The organism is Pseudomonas sp. HD6515 (assembly GCF_024971855.1).
Classification (GTDB): domain Bacteria; phylum Pseudomonadota; class Gammaproteobacteria; order Pseudomonadales; family Pseudomonadaceae; genus Aquipseudomonas; species Aquipseudomonas alloputida.
This window is the reverse complement of sequence record NZ_CP079827.1, coordinates 2,759,883-2,777,339: the sequence shown is the minus strand read 5'-3', so window position 1 is coordinate 2,777,339 and position 17,457 is coordinate 2,759,883. Positions and strand designations below refer to the sequence as shown.

Sequence of the window (17,457 nt, the reverse complement as noted above, 5' to 3'; positions counted from 1 at the left end):
CAAGGCTCGTGCCCATGAAATCGTCCAGCAAGACTTCCCTCGCCTCGCCGCACAACCCTTCGCTCAGCCCCAGCCATCTGGACTTTCCAGTGGTGGGCATCGGGGCATCGGCCGGCGGGCTGGAGGCGGTGCAGGCGTTTTTCCAGCACGCCCCCGAAAACTGCGGCATGGCGTTCGTCGTGGTGCTGCACTTGTCGCCGGACCACCAGAGCCAGGCCGATCGCTTGATCCAGCGCGTCACGCGCATGCCGGTGTGCCAGGTAAGCGAGCCAGTACCGATCGAGCGTGACCACGTTTATGTCATTTCGCCGGCCAACCGCCTGTCCACCAATGACGGTTACCTGCGGGTCAGTCCGGCCAGACGCAGCCGCGGCGACCACGTCGCCATCGACCTGTTCTTCCGCGACCTTGCTGATGTGCACAAGGACCATGCGTTCTGCGTGATCCTTTCGGGCAGCGGTAGCGATGGCGCAGTGGGCCTGTCGCGCATCAAGGAACAAGGTGGCGTGACCCTCGTGCAGTCGCCCGATGACGCCCAGTACCCCGACATGCCCAAGGCTGCCATCGCCACTGGCATGGTCGACCTGATCCTGCCGGTAACCGAGATCCCGGGCAAGCTGTTGGAACTGTGGCGCTCGGCACAGAAGGTGAAACTTCCGGAAATAGAGGATGACAGCCTGCCCCCGCCTCTGGGCGAACGTTCAGGCGACCCAGCCCAATCCGACCCGCTGCTCGACGACATCCTCACCCGCCTGCATGCCGGTACCGGCCACGATTTCCAGCACTACAAGCGCGCGACGATCCTGCGCCGACTTGAACGGCGCCTGCATGTCACCGCACAGACCGACCTGGCCGGTTACCGCGATTACCTTGAGCGGCATCCTGAGGAATGCCGTGCATTGCTGGCTGACATGTTGATAGGGGTCACCAATTTCTTCCGGGACCGCGAAGCCTTCGAAGCATTGCAGCAGCATGTGATGCCGGGCCTTGCCATTGACGACAGCGAAGATCTTCAGCGCGAAGTGCGCATCTGGTCGGCAGGTTGTTCATCCGGCGAGGAAGCCTACAGCCTGGCGATGATGGCGACCGAACAATTGGCAATGGAGCAGCGCAGTGCCAAAGTCCAAGTGTTCGCCACAGACCTCGACGAACGCGCGATCAATGTCGGCCGGCTAGGCGTCTATCCCGATGCCATCGCCACCGATGTGCCCACGGCCAGGTTGCGTCAGTTTTTCATCAAGGAAGACCAGCATTACCGGGTACGCAAGGACATTCGCGAAAAAGTCCTGTTCGCCCGACATAACCTGTTGTCCGATCCTCCGTTCTCACAGTTGGACCTGGTGGTCTGCCGTAATCTGCTCATCTACCTGGATCGGGAAGTGCAACGGGAAATATTGCGCCTGTTCCACTTCGCCCTGCGCAAAGGGGGTTATTTGTTCCTGGGCAGTTCGGAATCGGCGGACGTGGCTGCCGACCTGTTTATTGCCGTAGACAAGCACCATCGCATCTTCCGGGCTCGGGAAGTGGAGCCGGCGCGCCGCCCGGGGCGGCTTCATACGCCCGACACGCAAGCCATACGCGCCAAACCCAAACCCAAACCCCTGCGCAAGCTGTCCTATGCTGAAATCCATCACCGTGCATTGTCCAGACGCACACCGCCCAGCCTGATCGTCGATGGTGATGGCAACATTTTGCACATGAGTGATGGCGTCGGCCGATTCCTACGCCACGCCGGTGGCGAAGTCAGCCCCAGCCTGCTGAACCTGGTACTCACACCGCTGCGCCCTGCCCTGCGCAGTAGCTTGTTGCAGGCTCATAACACCGGCCAGCCGGTCAGCTCGGGCGCCGTGATCACCACCATCGACGATCAACGCGTCGAAATCCAGGTACAGGTTCAGCCCCACCAGGACGAACCCAGTGGCAGCGAATGCCTGCTGGTGGTTTTTCAGGTTCGCGAAGCTGATCCCCATAGCCCGCCTGCTATCCAGCAAACCGAAGGCATGGTGTTGAACACCCTGGAGCGCGAACTGCAGCGCACCCGTCAGCAGTTGCAGGAAACCATCGAGCAGTCGGACATCTCCAGCCAGGAGCTGATGGCCTCGAACGAAGAAATGCAGGCGATCAACGAGGAGCTGCGCCTGGCCAGCGAAGAGCTGGAAACCAGCAAGGAAGAGCTTCAGTCAATCAACGAAGAACTGCTGACAGTCAATTACGAGCTCAAGACCAAGGTCGATGAAACCGACAAGGTCAACGATTACCTGAGCAACCTGATCGCCTCCACCCAGATCGCCACCGTGTTCGTCGACCGCAACTTGCACATTCGCTGGTTCACCCCCGGGGCCACCGCCATTTTCAGCATACTGCCGGTCGACACCGGCCGCTCGCTGCTCGACATCACCCATCGTCTGGAATACCCAGGCCTGGCAGACGATGCACGCGCCGTGATCGAACGCGAAACCACGATCGAGCGTGAAGTGATCGGCCAGGACCAGCATTGGTACCTCGCGCGCCTGCTACCGTACCGGGCCAGTGAGCAGAACGTCGACGGTACGGTGCTGACGTTCATCGACATTACCGAGAGTCGTGCGGCCGAGGAACGCTTGCGCCAAGGTGAAGAGCGCATGCGCCTGGTCGCAGAGAGCACCCATGATTTCGCCATCATCCTGCTTGACGAACAAGGCCTGATCATCGACTGGAACACGGGCGCTGCGCTGATTTTCGGCTACGCCAAGGATGAAGTGCTGGGCCTTCACTATGCGCTGATTTTCACCGAGCAGGATCGCGAAAACGGCGAGCCGGAACGCGAATTGCGCGCTGCCCGCCAGCATGGCCGCGGCCAAGACGAACGCTGGCATGTGCGCAAGGACGGCAGCCGCTTCTATTGCAGTGGCGAAGTCTCGCGTCTCAAGGGCAGCAGCTTGCGCGGTTACGTGAAAATCGCCCGTGACCTGACCGGCCACAAGCGCTTGCAGGACGAACAAAGCAAGCGTCTGGCCGAGTCGCAAAGCTCCAGCCATATGAAGGACGAGTTCTTCGCGGTGATGTCCCATGAGCTCAAGCACCCGCTGAACCTGATCCAGCTCAATGCCGATATTTTGCGACGCATACCATCGGTCACAAGCACCGGCATGGCGAGCAAAGCGGTCAACGTCATTCGCGAAGCAGTCACCAGCCAGGCACGCATCATTGATGACTTGCTTGATGTTGCGCGCATCCGCACGGGCAAGCTCAAGCTGAAGACCCAACCCGTCGATTTGTGTGCCGTGCTGCAAGGTATCTGCGCTGTAGCCTGCAATGAGCAGCGCGGACGCAGTGTTCGGCTGACGCTGCCGGCCGATGGCGAGCCGGTCTTGGTGGAGGCCGACAGCACACGTGTCGAGCAGATCATCTGGAACCTGTTGAACAACGCACTGAAGTTCAGCCCCGCCGATGGCGATATTCTGTTGAGACTTACTCGGCAGGATGAGCAGGCACGACTTGAAGTCATTGATCAGGGCATAGGCCTCGCCGAAGACTCCCTGGAAGGCATTTTTGAGTTGTTCAACCAGGCTACACCCACCGGCCATGGGCGTGAGGGGCTGGGTATTGGCCTTTCCCTGGTCCGTCAACTGGTAGAAGCCCACGGCGGAGCGGTCAGCGTAGAGTCTCCCGGAGTAGGCCAGGGTTGTACTTTCGTCATCACATTGCCTTTGTGCGTGTACACACAGCAACCCCAGGTTCAGGGCGAAGCGCTGCCATCAGAAGGTCGGCTGACAGGGGTTCGCATACTGCTGGTGGATGACTCGCTCGACGTGCTGGAAGTGATGGAACAATTGCTGTTGATGGAGGATGCCGACGTCGACGCCTACAGCGACCCGAAACTGGCGCTGCAATCGGCAGCAGATGCGCGTTACGACGTGATCATTTCCGACATCGGCATGCCTGGCATGGATGGCCATGCACTGATCCGGGCGCTACGTGGCCTGGAACATCTGCGCTACATCCCTGCCATCGCTTTGACTGGCTATGGGGCAAGCGCTGACCAACACAAGTCTCGCCAGTCCGGTTTTGACCGTCACTTAAACAAGCCCGTGGGTTATGACGACCTGATTGACGCGATCGAGCGCCTGAATGGCTCAGCGTCGGTCTGAGGACGGTTAAAGCGTATGACTGGGAGTACTGCAAGTTTGCTGCATAGGGCTGTCTGGTAGGCAGGGTGCAAGTCGCCCGGGCTGACTTGGAGAGCTGTCAAGAATCGCCATTCTCGATCGCGCATTCTACTGGGGGTATCGCGGGTAATTTTGGGGGTATATTTCTTCCTTTCAAGGCTGTAAACGCTGCCATAGAGCCATATCCAAATGTTCTTCGGGGATCCTGACAGTCTTTAGGCGTCGTCGGGCGGGCTACTGATGGATGCAGCTCCGACCGGACTCTTCTGCGAGTGGCGGTACCGGCCCTTGACTTTCAGCGGAACGATGAACATCCAGCCGGTGAACATTTGACTGATTCTCCGGTATCACGCTGCATAAGATATGTGCAAATGTAAAAAATCGTGATGGCATAATGCCTCGGCAACCTGCAAAATCCACACGTTTCCAGCGGATTTGAAGGAGCGGTTCCGATGACATGGCCAGTCACGTTGAAACTCGACAGCGCAGCCTACCCGCTCAGCGTGGTGCGACGCGCCGCTTATTCCCTGGCCGACACCGTCGCGATCCAGGTCGGTATTGAAACCAATCAGATAAACCTCACGGCCCACCCCGCTGAAGCAAGGCTAACGCTTTCCCCGGAGCAGGCTCAAACGCTGATCCTCCAGCATCTGAACGACTTCGCCTTACGCGACCATATCTACCGCGAAACAGTAGGGTTGCGTGAAGTCCTGGCCCAAGCCGCGCTGGCTGGATGTGGGGTTTCGCAGTGACACTGATTGCGACAGACGCCAAGCACTACCACTTGCTGCCCTTTCGATTCATGCGCATGAACACGGGACGTGACCGTGACATCCTGCTCACCTCCGATACCGGTGAGTACATGCACGTGAACGACGCGCAATTACGGGCCCTCAGTTACTTCGACGTTCAAACAGGTACGCCTTTTTACAAGGACCTGCTGGCCCGCCACTTCATCTACGAACCAGGCCGCCACGACCCGTTCCCGGAGATGGCCGCACAGTATCGCAGCCGCAAGGACTTCCTCTTACAGGGCCCAGCACTGCACTTGTTCGTAGTGACATTGCGTTGCAACCACACCTGCCAGTACTGCCAGGTGTCGCGTGCCCCTCTGGGAGGAGCCGGCCACGACCTGTCGGAAGCGAATGCACAGGCGGCGGTCGATCGCCTTTTCGAATCGAACGCTCCCGCCCTAACTGTGGAGTTTCAGGGTGGCGAGCCGCTTCTAGCCTTCGAGCGCGTCCGCCAGATTGTCGAATGGGTCGTTGACCGGAACGTGGTCGAGCAACGGGATATCCAGTTCGTCATAACCACCACGCTGCACCACCTAACGGAGAAAATACTCGACTTCGCAGAACAAAATCGCATCCAGTTTTCGACCTCGCTCGATGGGCCGGCGCCCTTGCACAATGCCAACCGCCCTACTCCGTCACGAGACTCCTACGAACGCACTGTGAAAGGCATCCAGTGGGTCCGTGAGCGCCTTGGCCATGATGCAGTTTCTGCGCTGACCACGCTGACTTCAAGAAGCCTCGAACAACCTGAAGCGATCATCGATGAGTATGTAAGCCAGGGCTTCTCCAGCATCTCACTTCGGCCTCTGAGCCCTTATGGGTTTGCCACCAAGAGTGCCCATCGACTTGATTACCCTATTGAGCGATACCTGGCCTTCTACAAAAAGGCACTGGCCTATTTGCTGCATATCAACCAACAGGGCGTATACCTCTCAGAGAGTTATACGAGCCTGTTGCTGAAGAATATCCTGACACCCTTCTCCTCCGGCTATGTTGACCTTCGCTCACCTGCTGGCGCAGGCATTGCGGCACTGGTTTACAACTATGACGGTTATGTCTATCCCTCGGACGAAGCCCGAATGTTGCTGGAAATGGGTGAAGACGGCTTGAGGCTCGGCACCGTGCAGCAACCTTTGTCTGAATTGCTCGCGTCGCCCGTTATGGATGCGTTGCTCGCCAGCGGTGTAGCAGAGGCGCTGCCGGGCTGCTCCGACTGCGCACTTGTCCCGTACTGTGGTGCTGACCCCATCGAACACTATGCCCGCCAAGCTGACCCTATCGGACACAGAGTGTTCAGCAGTTTCTGCAAGAAGAACATGGGGCTGCTGAAGCACGTTTTCGGCCTGCTTTGCGATGGCGACGACAACGTGCAGAGGGTACTGCTGTCTTGGTTAAGCAGGCGCTCTTACAACGATGTCCGGTTTCCGGGTTACAGGGGCTGATGGCGATGCTGCGCAAAGATACCCACTTCGAAATCCATCACCTGAATGAGCCGAAACTGCTCAAGGTCATCACTCTGGATGAGTTCATCGAACAAGGCCTGGCTGTTTGTGCCGGAAGCGCTGAGTTCGGTGACCTGCTGCTTTGGCTGCCAAACGAAGAACGGCTACGGAGCCCGAATCTGCTCTCATTACCAGTGGGTGGATTCCTGATCCCAGAGCCATTGATCGGCGACTTCGACAGCACGCGGCCACATCTGCACACTCCTAAAGATGCGGACGTCGTGCAGCCCGGCGATGTCATTGCCATCACCCCAGGCAACGCGATGGTGCGAGTGCTCTATCGACGAGACTCAGACAGCAACCTGCTGTTCATGACTGATCGTTGCAACAGCCTCTGTCTGATGTGCTCACAGCCACCCAAAGATATCGATGACCGTTGGCACATCGAGGAGAACCTACGGCTGATCGACCTGATGGACCCGGGCGAGGAAAATCTGGGAATCAGCGGCGGAGAACCCACGCTTTATCGCGACGGCCTGCTCGAAATCCTGGCCAAGTGCAAAGCCGTTTTGCCGCAGAAATCCATTCATGTGCTCAGCAACGGGCGTCTGTTCCAAGACCCGAACTGGATCGCAGCGCTCTCTGCCATCGACCACCCTCAGTTGAGCTGGGGCATCCCGCTGTATGCCGACAATGCCGAAGACCATGACCATGTGGTGCAGGCTCCAGGAGCGTTCAGCGAAACCCTGCAAGGTCTTTACAACCTGGCGCGCGCCAACCAGATCATCGAGATACGCGTGGTGCTCAATCGCCTGACCACGCCACGCTTGCCAGAGCTCGCCCACTACGTGTTCAGGAACCTGCCCTTCGTGCGGCATGTTGCGCTGATGGGTATCGAAAGCACCGGCCTGGCCAGGAAAAACTACGAAGAACTGTGGATTGACCCGCTGGACTACCAAGAGACCTTGAGCCAGACGGTGTATTTCCTGTTCAACCGCGGAGTGCCGGTTTCGATCTACAACTTGCCCCTGTGCCTGATCCCGGCCCACCTCTCGCATTTCGCCCGCCAGAGCATCTCGGACTGGAAAAACCTGTTCATCGATACCTGCCAGCAATGCGCTGCCGTCAAACATTGCGCTGGCTTCTTCAAATCCCACACCAACCGCTGGCAGAGCCGCGGCATAAAACAATTATCGACCGAGGCCTTTAGCGCCTACGCAAGGAGTGCACAGTGAAATTGCTCGACCGCTGGAAAGTCCTGATCAGTGGGATCAGCTTGCTGCCAATGGCAGGTACCACCCTGGCACAGGCGGGCCATCTGTCGCTCGCCGATGCAAATTGGCAACCCAACGACAAGCTACAGCCCCCGGTATTTGCCGATACGCTCAATGCGCCAGACACCGTCAACATCTATGCGGCACATCGCTCGCACAGTTCGCACCGATCCCACAGTTCGCACAGCTCTCACTACAGCGGCTCAGGTGGCTATAGCGCACCTCGCTACTACAGCCCACCCGCTACCAGTACCCGAAGCTACAGTGCGCCGACCTCAAGCAGCAACAGCCTCTACCAGTCGTCTGGCACTACCAGCGGTACAAGCTCGAGCACTTCAAAGGGCCGCGCGACGAACGAGCAGAAAAGCAACCTGGTCACCCGTGTGCAGACCGCGCTGATGGTGCGCCAGTATTACCAAGGCACCATTGATGGGGTGATGGGCAAGGCGACACGTGGTGCGTTGATGGCCTTTCAGATGGACAGTGGGCTGACCGTGAATGGCCGGATGGATACGCCATCGCTGAATGCGTTGGGTATCAAGATTCCATAAGTCGTTTCAGGCTAAAGCTAGCGTCCATTCAGCAACGAAGGAATTATCCAATGCATCACATCATTCAAGTCGACAACACTCTCTGGGCATTGATCAGCCGCCTGCAAGGCAAGGAACTGCAAACACCGTCGCGTAGCGCCCGTTTCCGGATCGTGTCCCTGGAAGTGATGTAACTCATCCTGCGGCGCTATTGAGCGTCCTCCCCGCCTATGCTTGATCAGCAGAAAACCAAGCCTGACCACGTAAGGATTATTCCTTACCATTCAATCAATACATCCGGGGGGAACGCTCATGCCTGCCATCCACGAAATCGCCACGTTGACCTCGAAGGGGCAGGTCACAGTGCCCAAGTCCGTTCGCCAGCTTTTAGGCCTCGACACGGGTGGCAAGATCGCATTCGACGTACGCGCCGGGGAAGTCGTGGTCAGCCGCGTAGAATCCATCCATGAGGACCCTGCCATCGGTGCATTCCTGGGTTTGCTGGAGGCTGATATCCGAAGCGGGCGCAACCTCACCCCCCTGCCGGAAGACCTGGCGCAAACCATGCTCGCCAATGCGGGCCACGCTGTAAATCTGGACGAAGATATCGACAGTGAGGTCGCGATCTGATGCTGCGACATGGCTGGACACTCTTGTTCCATGAAGGTGTGACTTTACAGCTACGCAAATTGCAAGAAGCCGCCGCCCGGGCCGGGCAGAACGACCTGCAAGGTTTTGAAAGCAACGCCAACGTCAAGCTGTTTTGGGCATTGAGCCATCTGATCATGGAGGCTGTGCCTGCCGACCCGGGCAGTGATGAGTTCCGCCAAGGCAACACGCGGGGCACCGCCTACCGACATTGACGGCGGGCAACAATCGGCAGGTGCTTTCGGCTGTTCTTTCGCGCGGCCGATCTAGAACGCCAGATACTAGGCTCGCCGCATATGGCCGGGGGGCACATCATGGCGCTGGCCTGCAACCTGCCCTGGACAGCCATGGAAACCATAGATGCCTTCCTCGCAGAACAAGCCCAGTACGCCGCACGCCACCCTGTACAGCTGGCACCGGGAGCCGTTGCCTTGCTCACCCGGCTCAAAGAAACAGGCGCTCGTATCACCGCATATGGGGGAAGCACCAAGGCAGCGATCTTCGACCGCTACCTGGCGTCGGTAAGTGAGTACTTCGATGCCGACCTGCCTTACATCGACATGGGCCACGCACGCCCGGGCATGGCTGAAATCCACCGTCAAACAGCTACCAGTGCCGGCGAGCTGGTGTTCATCGATGACCTGAACCGGGTCGCCCAAGTGAGCAAAACGCTCGGTTGTGGCTTTATCGGCAAACCCGCAACCCTGTACCAGAAACAGCAGATGCAGGCATCGGGTGTGCGGTTCATCTGCAAGGATCTGGACGAGATCGACCAGACACTCTTGCAAGCGCTGGACCAATCCTTGCGACTAGAGCACCACTAGCCCGCATCGCACTCACGCTCAACTCACTGCCAAGCCAAGCACCGCCTGCATGGAATATACCCCGGCAGGCTGATGCCAAGCCCAGCGTGCCGCCCGCAGCGCCCCTCGGGTGAATACCTGCCGATCTAGTGCCTGGTGGCTAAGGGTAAATACTTCTCCTTCGCCCGCAAAGATGAGTGAGTGATCCCCCACCACTGAGCCCCCCCGAAGGGTGGCGAAACCAATGGTGCCCACTTCACGGGGGCCGGTCAGCCCATCCCGCACGCGCACCGCCTGGCTGCCTAGGTCCACCTGCCGGCCCTTGGCGACCGCTTCCCCCATCATCAACGCCGTGCCGGACGGTGCATCTACCTTATGACGGTGATGCATTTCCAGCACCTCAGCATCCCAATCCTCCGCAGGTAGCACTCGACCGGCAATTTCAGCGAGGACACTGAGCAACTGCACCCCTACGCTCATGTTGCCAGACTTGACAATGCGCGCCCCTTGGCTGCCAGCAATCGCCGCTTCCTGCTCGGGGTTGAAACCAGTCGTACCAATAATGTGAACCAACCCTCGGGCCGAGGTGTACTCCAAGCATTGCAACGTGACTTCGGGCTGGGTGAAATCAAGCACGCCATCAGCCCCGTCGAGCGATCGCAACATATCGTCAGTGAAATGCACCCCAGTCGGGCCACTCCCCACCACTTCAGCGCAGTCCTTGCCAACCAAGCTGGAACCAGGCCGTACCACCGCAGCATGCAGGCACGCACCCTGGGCATGAAGCAAGCTTCGCACCAGTCTCTGACCCATGCGCCCCGACGCGCCCAAAACCACCAGTCTTATTGGTCTATCCATAGGTATCAAAACGTCTCCTTTAAAAAAAGCGGCCGCCGTCATGCTTATGGCAACCGCGATAACTCCGCGAATTGAAAGCTGCCGACCACGTTGATATCGAGAATCTGTTCCACGGTTGCCAGTGCCGGCTATAACTTTGAAAACACTGTTCACGCGGCAAGATCGAGCGGTGACAACGTAGAGGGTTGTGCGCAAACGCCTGGCAGGCGCTTTCACGCTATGAATGCCATTGAGCCGGGCCCACCTGATCCAGCAACAGCCGCACGCACTCGACCTCCTGTATAGACAGCGGTTCGAGTAAGCCCATCGCTGTTTCCGAAAGAGCCATGGTGACCTCCTGAACCTGCCAGAAGCCAAATGCTCATCTCGTCCACGATCCCGCTCCATCGAAAAACCGAACTGGGGTCTATCCCATTCTGGCCTCAAATCTGGCCTTGAATTACTTGCCCGGCAATCCGTGAAGAACCAAAAAAACGGTCTGCACGACCGGTATAAGGTACGAGACCTCTAAAAGCACACCCTCACCGAAACCTGTGCGGCCGGCTCATCTCGCGCCGGTAAGGCTTCATAGACGCTTTGGCTGTAGGTCGGCATGCCCCCTGCGCGATCGCGACCCGTTAATGTTGGTGATGCCGGTCGATAATGCCTTGACAGGGCTCGCCCCCCCCCCTGACGTTCAACGACACCCTCAGCCACGCTTATGTCGCCCTCAACGCCAACAGTGCCCTCGCCGTCTATCTGGAGGCGCAAGCCCTTCAATCCGGTTGGCGCTTGCAGGTGCGAGTACTGGCTCAACGCACATTGCGTTTCTGCGCCCGCTCATTAGACGGTTTACCGGGCTCCAGCCGAGCGCTGCTGGACTGTTTGTCTCTACCGCTAACCGGCAAGGCTTGACTCTACCGTAAGGGGCAGACTTTACCCTTGGCACTTCATTACCTGGAGTTTGTCATGAAGCGCAAACGCATGCTCGTAATCCTCGGCCACCCTTCGAACGACAGCTTTTGCGGCGCTGTGTCCGAACGGTATGTCGAGGCTGCCACGCAAGCAGGCCATGAGGTGCGCCTGCTGCGCCTGGACACCCTGGATTTCGATCCGGTCTTGCACGATGGCTATAACCAGATCCAGTTGCTTGAGCCCGATTTGATCAACGCACAGAACGACATTACCTGGGCCGAACACCTGACATTGGTGTACCCGATCTGGTGGGGCGGCATTCCGGCGTTGCTCAAGGGGTTCTTCGACCGCGTGTTTCTGCCCGGCTTTGCCTTCAAGTACCGCAAGGGCTCGCCCTTCCCGGATAAGCTGCTCAAGGGCCGCACGGCTCACCTTTTGGTGACCATGGACACGCCGCCGTGGTACTACCGGTGGGTGTATCGCATGCCGGGCCTGCACCAGATGCGCAAGACCACCCTGGAGTTCTGTGGCATAAAACCCCTGAAAACCCTGACCTTCGGTCCGGTATTGGGCTCCAAGCCGGAACAGCGTGAAGCCTGGCTCAAACAAGTCCAGGCAGTCGCCAGCCGCTGATCGGCCCCGGTCGGGCCGTGCCCCTTCGCTGCCCAGCCGGGCCTCCCTGCTGTGACACCTTGTCCAACTTGGCTTCCCACACCCTGACGCTTGTGCAAAGATGTCGCGCGCCTGTATGAGCACGCGACATCTTTTCGCTTCTGATGCGTCATAAAAAGGGATTTTCATGTACATCGGCAAAGCTGCCCAGCTGTCGGGCACCACCGTCAAAAGCATTCGACATTACGAAGAAATCGGCCTGTTGCCACCCCCGCAACGCGAAGGCAAGTACCGCATCTACAGCCAGCAAAGCGTAGAGCTGCTGACCTTCATCAAATGCGCTCAGCAACTCGACTTCAAGCTCAAGGAAATGCAGGCCATTCTGCAGGATCATCGCGGCCAGGAGCTGCCCTGGGATCTGGCCATGCAGGCCATCGATAACAAAAAGCAGGAATTGATGGGGCAGATCCAGGCCTTGCAGCAAGTGCATGACGGCTTGGTTGAGTTTGAGCTGAGCCTCAAAGATGCTCAGATGCAATGCCAGTTCGAACACCTGGAAAAGGCCCGCTGAATCCGCTCCGCCGCCCCTGACCGGCCATGGCGCCCCGTGCCGTTTTCAGCACGCAGGCGCCCCGGCGATTTAGCCTGGCACAGCCCCACCCCCCGGCTGCTCGCCCTCTTGCACGGCTGGCTGCGGCACAATCGAGGCAAAGAACCACGGCGAAATCAGCGTGACCAACAAAATGGTCATGAAGCCGCTGGATGACAGCGCCAGTATGACCAATACACCCAGGTCAATGACGGGTTTGTAGGCGGAGAACAGCAGCGCGACAAAGCCCATCGAGAAGATCACGACGTTGACCACCGTCGAGCGCCCGACGCCCTGCATGGCCGCCAGGATGGCCTCGTCGATCTCGATGCCCTTCTGCACCAGCATCTTGATCCGTGACAGCAGGTGAACGGCGTAATCCACGACGCCCACCACCAGGAACGTCACCAGTGTGGTACCGATGTTCAACTCGATATCCAACAGGTACATGCTGCCGTACACCGTCACCGACGTGGTCAGCAACGTCAGCATGCCGAGGATGCCCAGGCGTACTGACTTGAGCCAGAACATCATCATCAAGGTCACGGCCAGCAACGCCAGCGAGAAGCTCAGCACCTGACCCTGGGTGATTTCCTGCAACACCCCGGTCCATATGTACGGCGTACCGGCATGGGTGACCTGCAGGTTGGCCGGTTTGTTGATGACCAGCCAGGCGTCCAGTTTATCGAGCATCGCCTGGTAATCGCCCGCCACAGAGGAGGTCATGGTGAACAGCGTTACCGCCTTCGAGTAATCGGCATTGAGCACGTTCTGCAAGTCAGTGCCGCCACCGTTCTCGAACATCATGATGTGTTGTTCGATGAGCGAGTTGCCATCGACATCGAAGGTCTCCGGTTTCCCGTCATCATCGACCACCGTCACCTGCTCCACCGCCTGCGGCACCCGCAGGAACGCAGGGTTCATGTCGTTGAGCACGAGGTTCATGCGCTTGATGTAGGTCGCCACCGAATAGGTGTAACTCACGTTCGGCTGGGCCTTGATGAACTGGTCCAGACGGTCGAGGAACTGCACGGTTTCAGTGGTCAGCGCGCCACGCGGAGTCTTGGTGTCGAAAGCGATCCAGCCTGGCGATGTACCGGCGACTCCAGCCCGGTTGATGAACGCGTCGGACATCCGCACCGGGCTGTCCTTCTTGAAGTAGGCAATGCCCGAGTCTTCGATATCCACCTTGAACGTGAACACCGTCATCATCGCCAACAACGGCAGGGTCACCAGCAATACCGGCTTGCGCCAGCGAATCAGCCAGGCACAGAACACCACCAGATAGTGGGAGATCAGCGACGCTTTCAGTTGCACTTTGCGCGGGACGGCATCTTTGCCCCAGATCGAAATCCACGCCGGAATCAGTAGCAACGAGATGATCAGCGCCGCCGTCAGGCCGATGGACATGAATACGCCAAAGTTGCGGATGCTGACAATGTTGTTGGTGGTGGAAATCAGGAACGTGGCAATAGTCGTGACCGTTGTCAACACTACCGGCGTGACCATCAGGCGCTGGGTTTCCCGGTTGGCTTCGCGGAAAGACTTACCCGAATTGAGCTGTTCGTAATACTCGGCCATGACATGGATCGCGTCGGCACAACAGATGGTGAACAGGAACACCGGCAAGACACTGGTGAGCAAGTCCATCGGCACCCGCAGCAGCGCCATCAGGCCAAGGGTCCAGATGGTGCAGAACAGGATATTGAACAGCGGCAGCACCACGCCCAGTGGTTTGCGAAAGAAGAAAACCAGCAGAGAGGTCACCAGCAGGAACACGATCGGGAACAGCATCGCCAGGTCGTGATCGATGATTTCCTGCTGGGCCGCAATGAAGATCGGCATGCCGGCGATGAACACCTCATCGGTGAACTCCGGGTGAGCGGCCTGGTACTTCGCGATGATCTCGCGGACCTGGTGATAAGCACGCAACTGGGCCTGAGCGTCGTCCTGTTTGGTGCCCAGTTCGGCGACGACCATGGCGACTTTCTTGTCCGCCGAGACGACGCCACCGACCATCTGCTCGTTGCCCATGATCTGCGCTTCGACCTTGATCGGGTCCATATCCAGGGCGTGCAGGGTCTTGTGGATCCATAACTCGCCATCGGCACTCAAGCTGATGTTTTCCAGGTCAGCCATCGAGGCCATTTCCTGGATCGGGTTGAGCCGCTCGGCAAGAAAGCTCAAAAACTGCAGGTCATGGCTGTCCCAGTGCCGGGCAATCCCATGGTCGCGCAGCGCTTTGGCGGCAGCGTAATCGTTCTGCGAAAAACCCTCGGCGAGGATCTGCACCAGTAAACCCTGGGCATCAGGGTCGCCACTGTGCAGGCCGACGATGCGCTGCAGTTCGACACGGTCCTCATCGTTCGCCAGCATCAACTGGCGTATGGCCTGGGACAGCTCGAACTGGGCGTTCAGCGACGTGGTGTTGAAGACACTCTCGGGGTTGTTCAGCGCCACCATGACCGAGTCATACGTGCCGGTGAACTCGCGCTGCAGATCAATGATCGTCTTGCGCGCCGGGTGAGTGTCCTTGAGCAGATACGGATTGGTGTCCGACATCAGCGCGCCGAGGGTGTAGGTGAAGTAGGCGGTGATCGCCACCAACACGAACACAATTGCCCGCGCATAGCGCTCGACGAAGTTCAGGTATCTTTCCATGAATGAGGGTTCCAGATGAATCGAGAGCGGCGCTTAGCGGGCAGACACGGCGTATTCCGGCAAGTCGCCGGCTTTCAGCCCGCGCTTGATCGCGGTCTGCGTGAACAGGCGGTCGTCCAGCGCGACGTTGTACTGCAACTGGTTGAAGCGCAGCTGAGAGCGCGTACCGGCGATGAAGTCCTCGGTTTCGCTGAAGGTAATGCTGTCGATCTGGTCGATGGTTTCAGTCTTCAGGGTGCGCATCTGCTTGAACATCACACCTTTTACATCGAAGAAGTCCTGGCGCAGCACCAGTGAGTTCTTCTTGTCAACCCAGACCTTGAGCTTGTTGTAGCCGGTCTTGGCCAGCACGGCAGGCGTCGCCGGCTCACGCTCGATCACGTAGCAATCGCGGCCCTGCAACTGCTCTTCGCCAACCAGCGTTTGGCGATAGTCTTCGGCGCGAATCTTGTCGAGGTCGGCATAGGAGTAGTCGCTACCCATGAACGCCCCGCGTTTGTCGGTGGTGGAAATCCTTCGGGTCTGTCGGCTGACCGGCAAATACATCCATTGGCTGTCTTCGAGGCCCAGGGCCTCGCGCGGGTTTTCGATGTGGAAGGCGACGTCACGCACATCACTCGGCGCGGAGAAATACATGGTGAATTTGTCGCTGTCCGGGTAATCCTTTTGCAGGTAGCTGAACTCGCGGATGCGGCTGTTACCTTGCTTGTCGATCAGGATCAGGGACACCTGGGACATGAAGCTCTTGCCGTCGTCGCGGTCCCGGGCCTGGCGAATGATGTCGTCGGCCGTGCGTGTTTCAGCTGCCATGGCGGCAGCGGCGCTCAGCAGCAGTGCGCTTACAGTCAGGGTCTTGAAGATGGGCAACATGGCGATTTCCTTTTCATTGTTTGAGTGGTTCGCACACCGCACCGGTGTGGTCAGAACAGATAACCGGCGGACAAGCGCACCTGGTCGCGGTTGGCGTACGCACCGAACTGGCGGTCGGGCTTGCCGAAGAACACATCGACTTCGAGCCCCAACTTGAGCCAGTCCACCGGTTTGTAGGTGAAGATCCCCTGAACGAAACTGTCGTCCTGCGCTGGCGGCGACATGCCGAATACCAGACGGGTCTTGAGGCGATCCTGGAACTGCGAGCCTTCGGCAGACACGGTGAACAGGTCGTCGCGTTTGTCCTGGACCATACCGGGCTGCCAGTCGAGCAGCCGCTGATGTTGCCACTGCGTCGAGATCAGCCAGTCCCGCAAGAGGTAATCGACGCCCAGCAGCGACTTGGTCATCGCCGTCTGGTCGCTGCCGTAAGCGCGGTAAGGATTGGTGACGCGCCAATTGTCGAAGTAGGCGACTTCACTGCGTACCACGATGCTGTGGCCGGCATCGATGGCCACACCGGCGCCGCCCATGGAATAGCGCGGGAATTGCCGCTCGAGGCGAATCAGGCCCTCTTCGGTCTGGCCTTCGACGGCGTAAACCGGGTCCTGTTGGCGGGCGTTGAGGGCAACGAAGCTGACATCCACCGTGCCGATCCGGCCGTTGGCACTGGCGCCGTAACCGAAGCCACTGTGACCGTCATAACCGGGCCGCGAATCGACCACGAACATCTGCGGATCGGGTGTGGCAAAGATCGGTGCATCGAACTCGCTGCCGACGGCCGGCGCCTGGTTCTTCACAAAATCAGTGATCACCAGCGCTTCCAGCTCCCACTCGGCGACCGGCTGCACCAGGCGAACCATCGGCACGGCGATGCGGCTGTCTTCCAACAGACCGATCACACCCTCGCGATAATCCAGCGGGTTGATCTGATCGAGCACCCGTAATTCATCTGCACGCCCCCACACCACCTGCTGCCAGCCCACCGTCAGCTCGCCGTCACCGACGTAGAGCCCCCAGTAAAGGTGCCGCCAATCGGCAGTCGCCCGGTAATCGTCCCGGGCTTGCGCGCTGTATGGGTTGTTGCCGTCATAACGGAAGTCGTAACGGGCTCGGCCCTTGGCCTTGTAGTAGCCGCTGTCCCAGGCATCCTCCAGGCTGAACTTGAGGTACACGGCCTTCTGCGTGACCCGGTCGTCACCGTGCAGACGCACGGCCGTGGCAACGCCGATCTCCGCTTCATGATGCTCCGGCAACCACTCGGCGATCGCCGCTGGCGGGCCGAGGCTGACCAGCGCGGCCAAAAGGCCGCGGTTCAATCCCAGTCGAGCCAT

14 protein-coding genes and 1 pseudogene are annotated in these 17,457 nt (G+C 58.9%); 11 read left to right on the top strand and 4 right to left on the bottom strand.

The genetic code is table 11. The features are described 5' to 3' along the window. Positions 1-14: 14 nt before the first annotated feature. From KW568_RS12795 to KW568_RS12755, 9 genes and pseudogenes are all read left to right on the top strand, one after another. A complete protein-coding gene (locus tag KW568_RS12795; protein WP_012272640.1) occupies positions 15-4,130 on the top strand; it encodes a CheR family methyltransferase in 4,116 nt (1,371 codons plus the stop codon). 470 nt (positions 4,131-4,600) lie between these two features. After that, positions 4,601-4,900, top strand: a complete 300-nt coding sequence (gene hxsD, locus KW568_RS12790) for a His-Xaa-Ser system protein HxsD (protein ID WP_004576547.1) — start codon at positions 4,601-4,603, stop codon at positions 4,898-4,900. Beyond that, entirely contained in the window at positions 4,897-6,384 is a 1,488-nt protein-coding gene (hxsB, locus tag KW568_RS12785; RefSeq protein ID WP_004576546.1) for a His-Xaa-Ser system radical SAM maturase HxsB, read from the top strand. Before hxsD ends, hxsB begins: the two co-directional genes overlap by 4 nt. Further along, entirely contained in the window at positions 6,384-7,619 is a 1,236-nt protein-coding gene (hxsC, locus tag KW568_RS12780) for a His-Xaa-Ser system radical SAM maturase HxsC (RefSeq protein WP_004576545.1), read from the top strand. The genes hxsB and hxsC overlap by 1 nt, the downstream gene beginning before the upstream one ends. Beyond that, positions 7,616-8,209 (top strand): His-Xaa-Ser repeat protein HxsA, encoded by a 594-nt coding sequence (gene hxsA / locus KW568_RS12775; protein WP_004576544.1) that lies wholly within the window; start codon positions 7,616-7,618, stop codon positions 8,207-8,209. Before hxsC ends, hxsA begins: the two co-directional genes overlap by 4 nt. 50 nt (positions 8,210-8,259) lie before the next feature. Continuing rightward, a complete protein-coding gene (locus tag KW568_RS12770) occupies positions 8,260-8,382 on the top strand; it encodes a hypothetical protein (protein WP_254913449.1) in 123 nt (40 codons plus the stop codon). 118 nt (positions 8,383-8,500) lie between these two features. Then, entirely contained in the window at positions 8,501-8,818 is a 318-nt protein-coding gene (locus KW568_RS12765) for a type II toxin-antitoxin system PrlF family antitoxin (RefSeq protein ID WP_004576543.1), read from the top strand. Then, positions 8,818-9,048, top strand: a pseudogene (locus KW568_RS12760) (type II toxin-antitoxin system YhaV family toxin); the annotation flags it as partial. The gene KW568_RS12765 and the pseudogene KW568_RS12760, both read left to right, overlap by 1 nt. Before the next feature lie 102 nt (positions 9,049-9,150). Next, positions 9,151-9,660 (top strand): hypothetical protein, encoded by a 510-nt coding sequence (locus KW568_RS12755; protein WP_198290795.1) that lies wholly within the window; start codon positions 9,151-9,153, stop codon positions 9,658-9,660. 18 nt (positions 9,661-9,678) lie between these two features. On the opposite strand, the gene dapB is transcribed toward KW568_RS12755, so the two are convergent. After that, on the bottom strand, positions 9,679-10,452 hold the full coding sequence (gene dapB / locus KW568_RS12750) for a 4-hydroxy-tetrahydrodipicolinate reductase (protein WP_232435453.1): 774 nt from the start codon (positions 10,450-10,452) through the stop codon (positions 9,679-9,681). A gap of 993 nt (positions 10,453-11,445) precedes the next feature. Between dapB and KW568_RS12745 the strand changes: the two genes are divergently transcribed. Further along, entirely contained in the window at positions 11,446-12,024 is a 579-nt protein-coding gene (locus KW568_RS12745) for an NAD(P)H-dependent oxidoreductase (protein WP_003253953.1), read from the top strand. A 166-nt stretch (positions 12,025-12,190) separates the two neighbouring features. Next, positions 12,191-12,574, top strand: coding sequence for a MerR family transcriptional regulator (locus KW568_RS12740; RefSeq protein ID WP_232876960.1), 384 nt, complete (start codon positions 12,191-12,193; stop codon positions 12,572-12,574). 69 nt (positions 12,575-12,643) lie between these two features. On the opposite strand, the gene KW568_RS12735 is transcribed toward KW568_RS12740, so the two are convergent. From KW568_RS12735 to KW568_RS12725, 3 genes are read right to left on the bottom strand one after another with little or no spacing between them, the layout of a single operon-like run. Further along, entirely contained in the window at positions 12,644-15,253 is a 2,610-nt protein-coding gene (locus KW568_RS12735) for an RND family transporter (RefSeq protein WP_004576538.1), read from the bottom strand. A 33-nt stretch (positions 15,254-15,286) separates the two neighbouring features. Continuing rightward, on the bottom strand, positions 15,287-16,123 hold the full coding sequence (locus KW568_RS12730) for an outer membrane lipoprotein-sorting protein (RefSeq protein ID WP_003253956.1): 837 nt from the start codon (positions 16,121-16,123) through the stop codon (positions 15,287-15,289). Between the two features lie 50 nt (positions 16,124-16,173). Continuing rightward, positions 16,174-17,457, bottom strand: a complete 1,284-nt coding sequence (locus KW568_RS12725) for a DUF1302 family protein (RefSeq protein WP_033726737.1) — start codon at positions 17,455-17,457, stop codon at positions 16,174-16,176.

What these genes read in the sequence shown, in the direction of transcription:
- KW568_RS12795 (WP_012272640.1), top strand. Translation starts at nt 15, where the DNA reads ATGAAATCGTCCAGCAAGACTTCCCTCGCCTCGCCGCACAACCCTTCG.
- hxsD (WP_004576547.1), top strand. Translation starts at nt 4,601, where the DNA reads ATGACATGGCCAGTCACGTTGAAACTCGACAGCGCAGCCTACCCGCTC.
- hxsC (WP_004576545.1), top strand. Translation starts at nt 6,384, where the DNA reads ATGGCGATGCTGCGCAAAGATACCCACTTCGAAATCCATCACCTGAAT.
- KW568_RS12770 (WP_254913449.1), top strand. Translation starts at nt 8,260, where the DNA reads ATGCATCACATCATTCAAGTCGACAACACTCTCTGGGCATTGATCAGC.
- KW568_RS12765 (WP_004576543.1), top strand. Translation starts at nt 8,501, where the DNA reads ATGCCTGCCATCCACGAAATCGCCACGTTGACCTCGAAGGGGCAGGTC.
- KW568_RS12755 (WP_198290795.1), top strand. Translation starts at nt 9,151, where the DNA reads ATGGCGCTGGCCTGCAACCTGCCCTGGACAGCCATGGAAACCATAGAT.
- dapB (WP_232435453.1), bottom strand. Translation starts at nt 10,452, where the DNA reads ATGGGTCAGAGACTGGTGCGAAGCTTGCTTCATGCCCAGGGTGCGTGC.
- KW568_RS12745 (WP_003253953.1), top strand. Translation starts at nt 11,446, where the DNA reads ATGAAGCGCAAACGCATGCTCGTAATCCTCGGCCACCCTTCGAACGAC.
- KW568_RS12740 (WP_232876960.1), top strand. Translation starts at nt 12,191, where the DNA reads ATGTACATCGGCAAAGCTGCCCAGCTGTCGGGCACCACCGTCAAAAGC.
- KW568_RS12735 (WP_004576538.1), bottom strand. Translation starts at nt 15,253, where the DNA reads ATGGAAAGATACCTGAACTTCGTCGAGCGCTATGCGCGGGCAATTGTG.
- KW568_RS12730 (WP_003253956.1), bottom strand. Translation starts at nt 16,123, where the DNA reads ATGTTGCCCATCTTCAAGACCCTGACTGTAAGCGCACTGCTGCTGAGC.
- KW568_RS12725 (WP_033726737.1), bottom strand. Translation starts at nt 17,457, where the DNA reads ATGGCTCGACTGGGATTGAACCGCGGCCTTTTGGCCGCGCTGGTCAGC.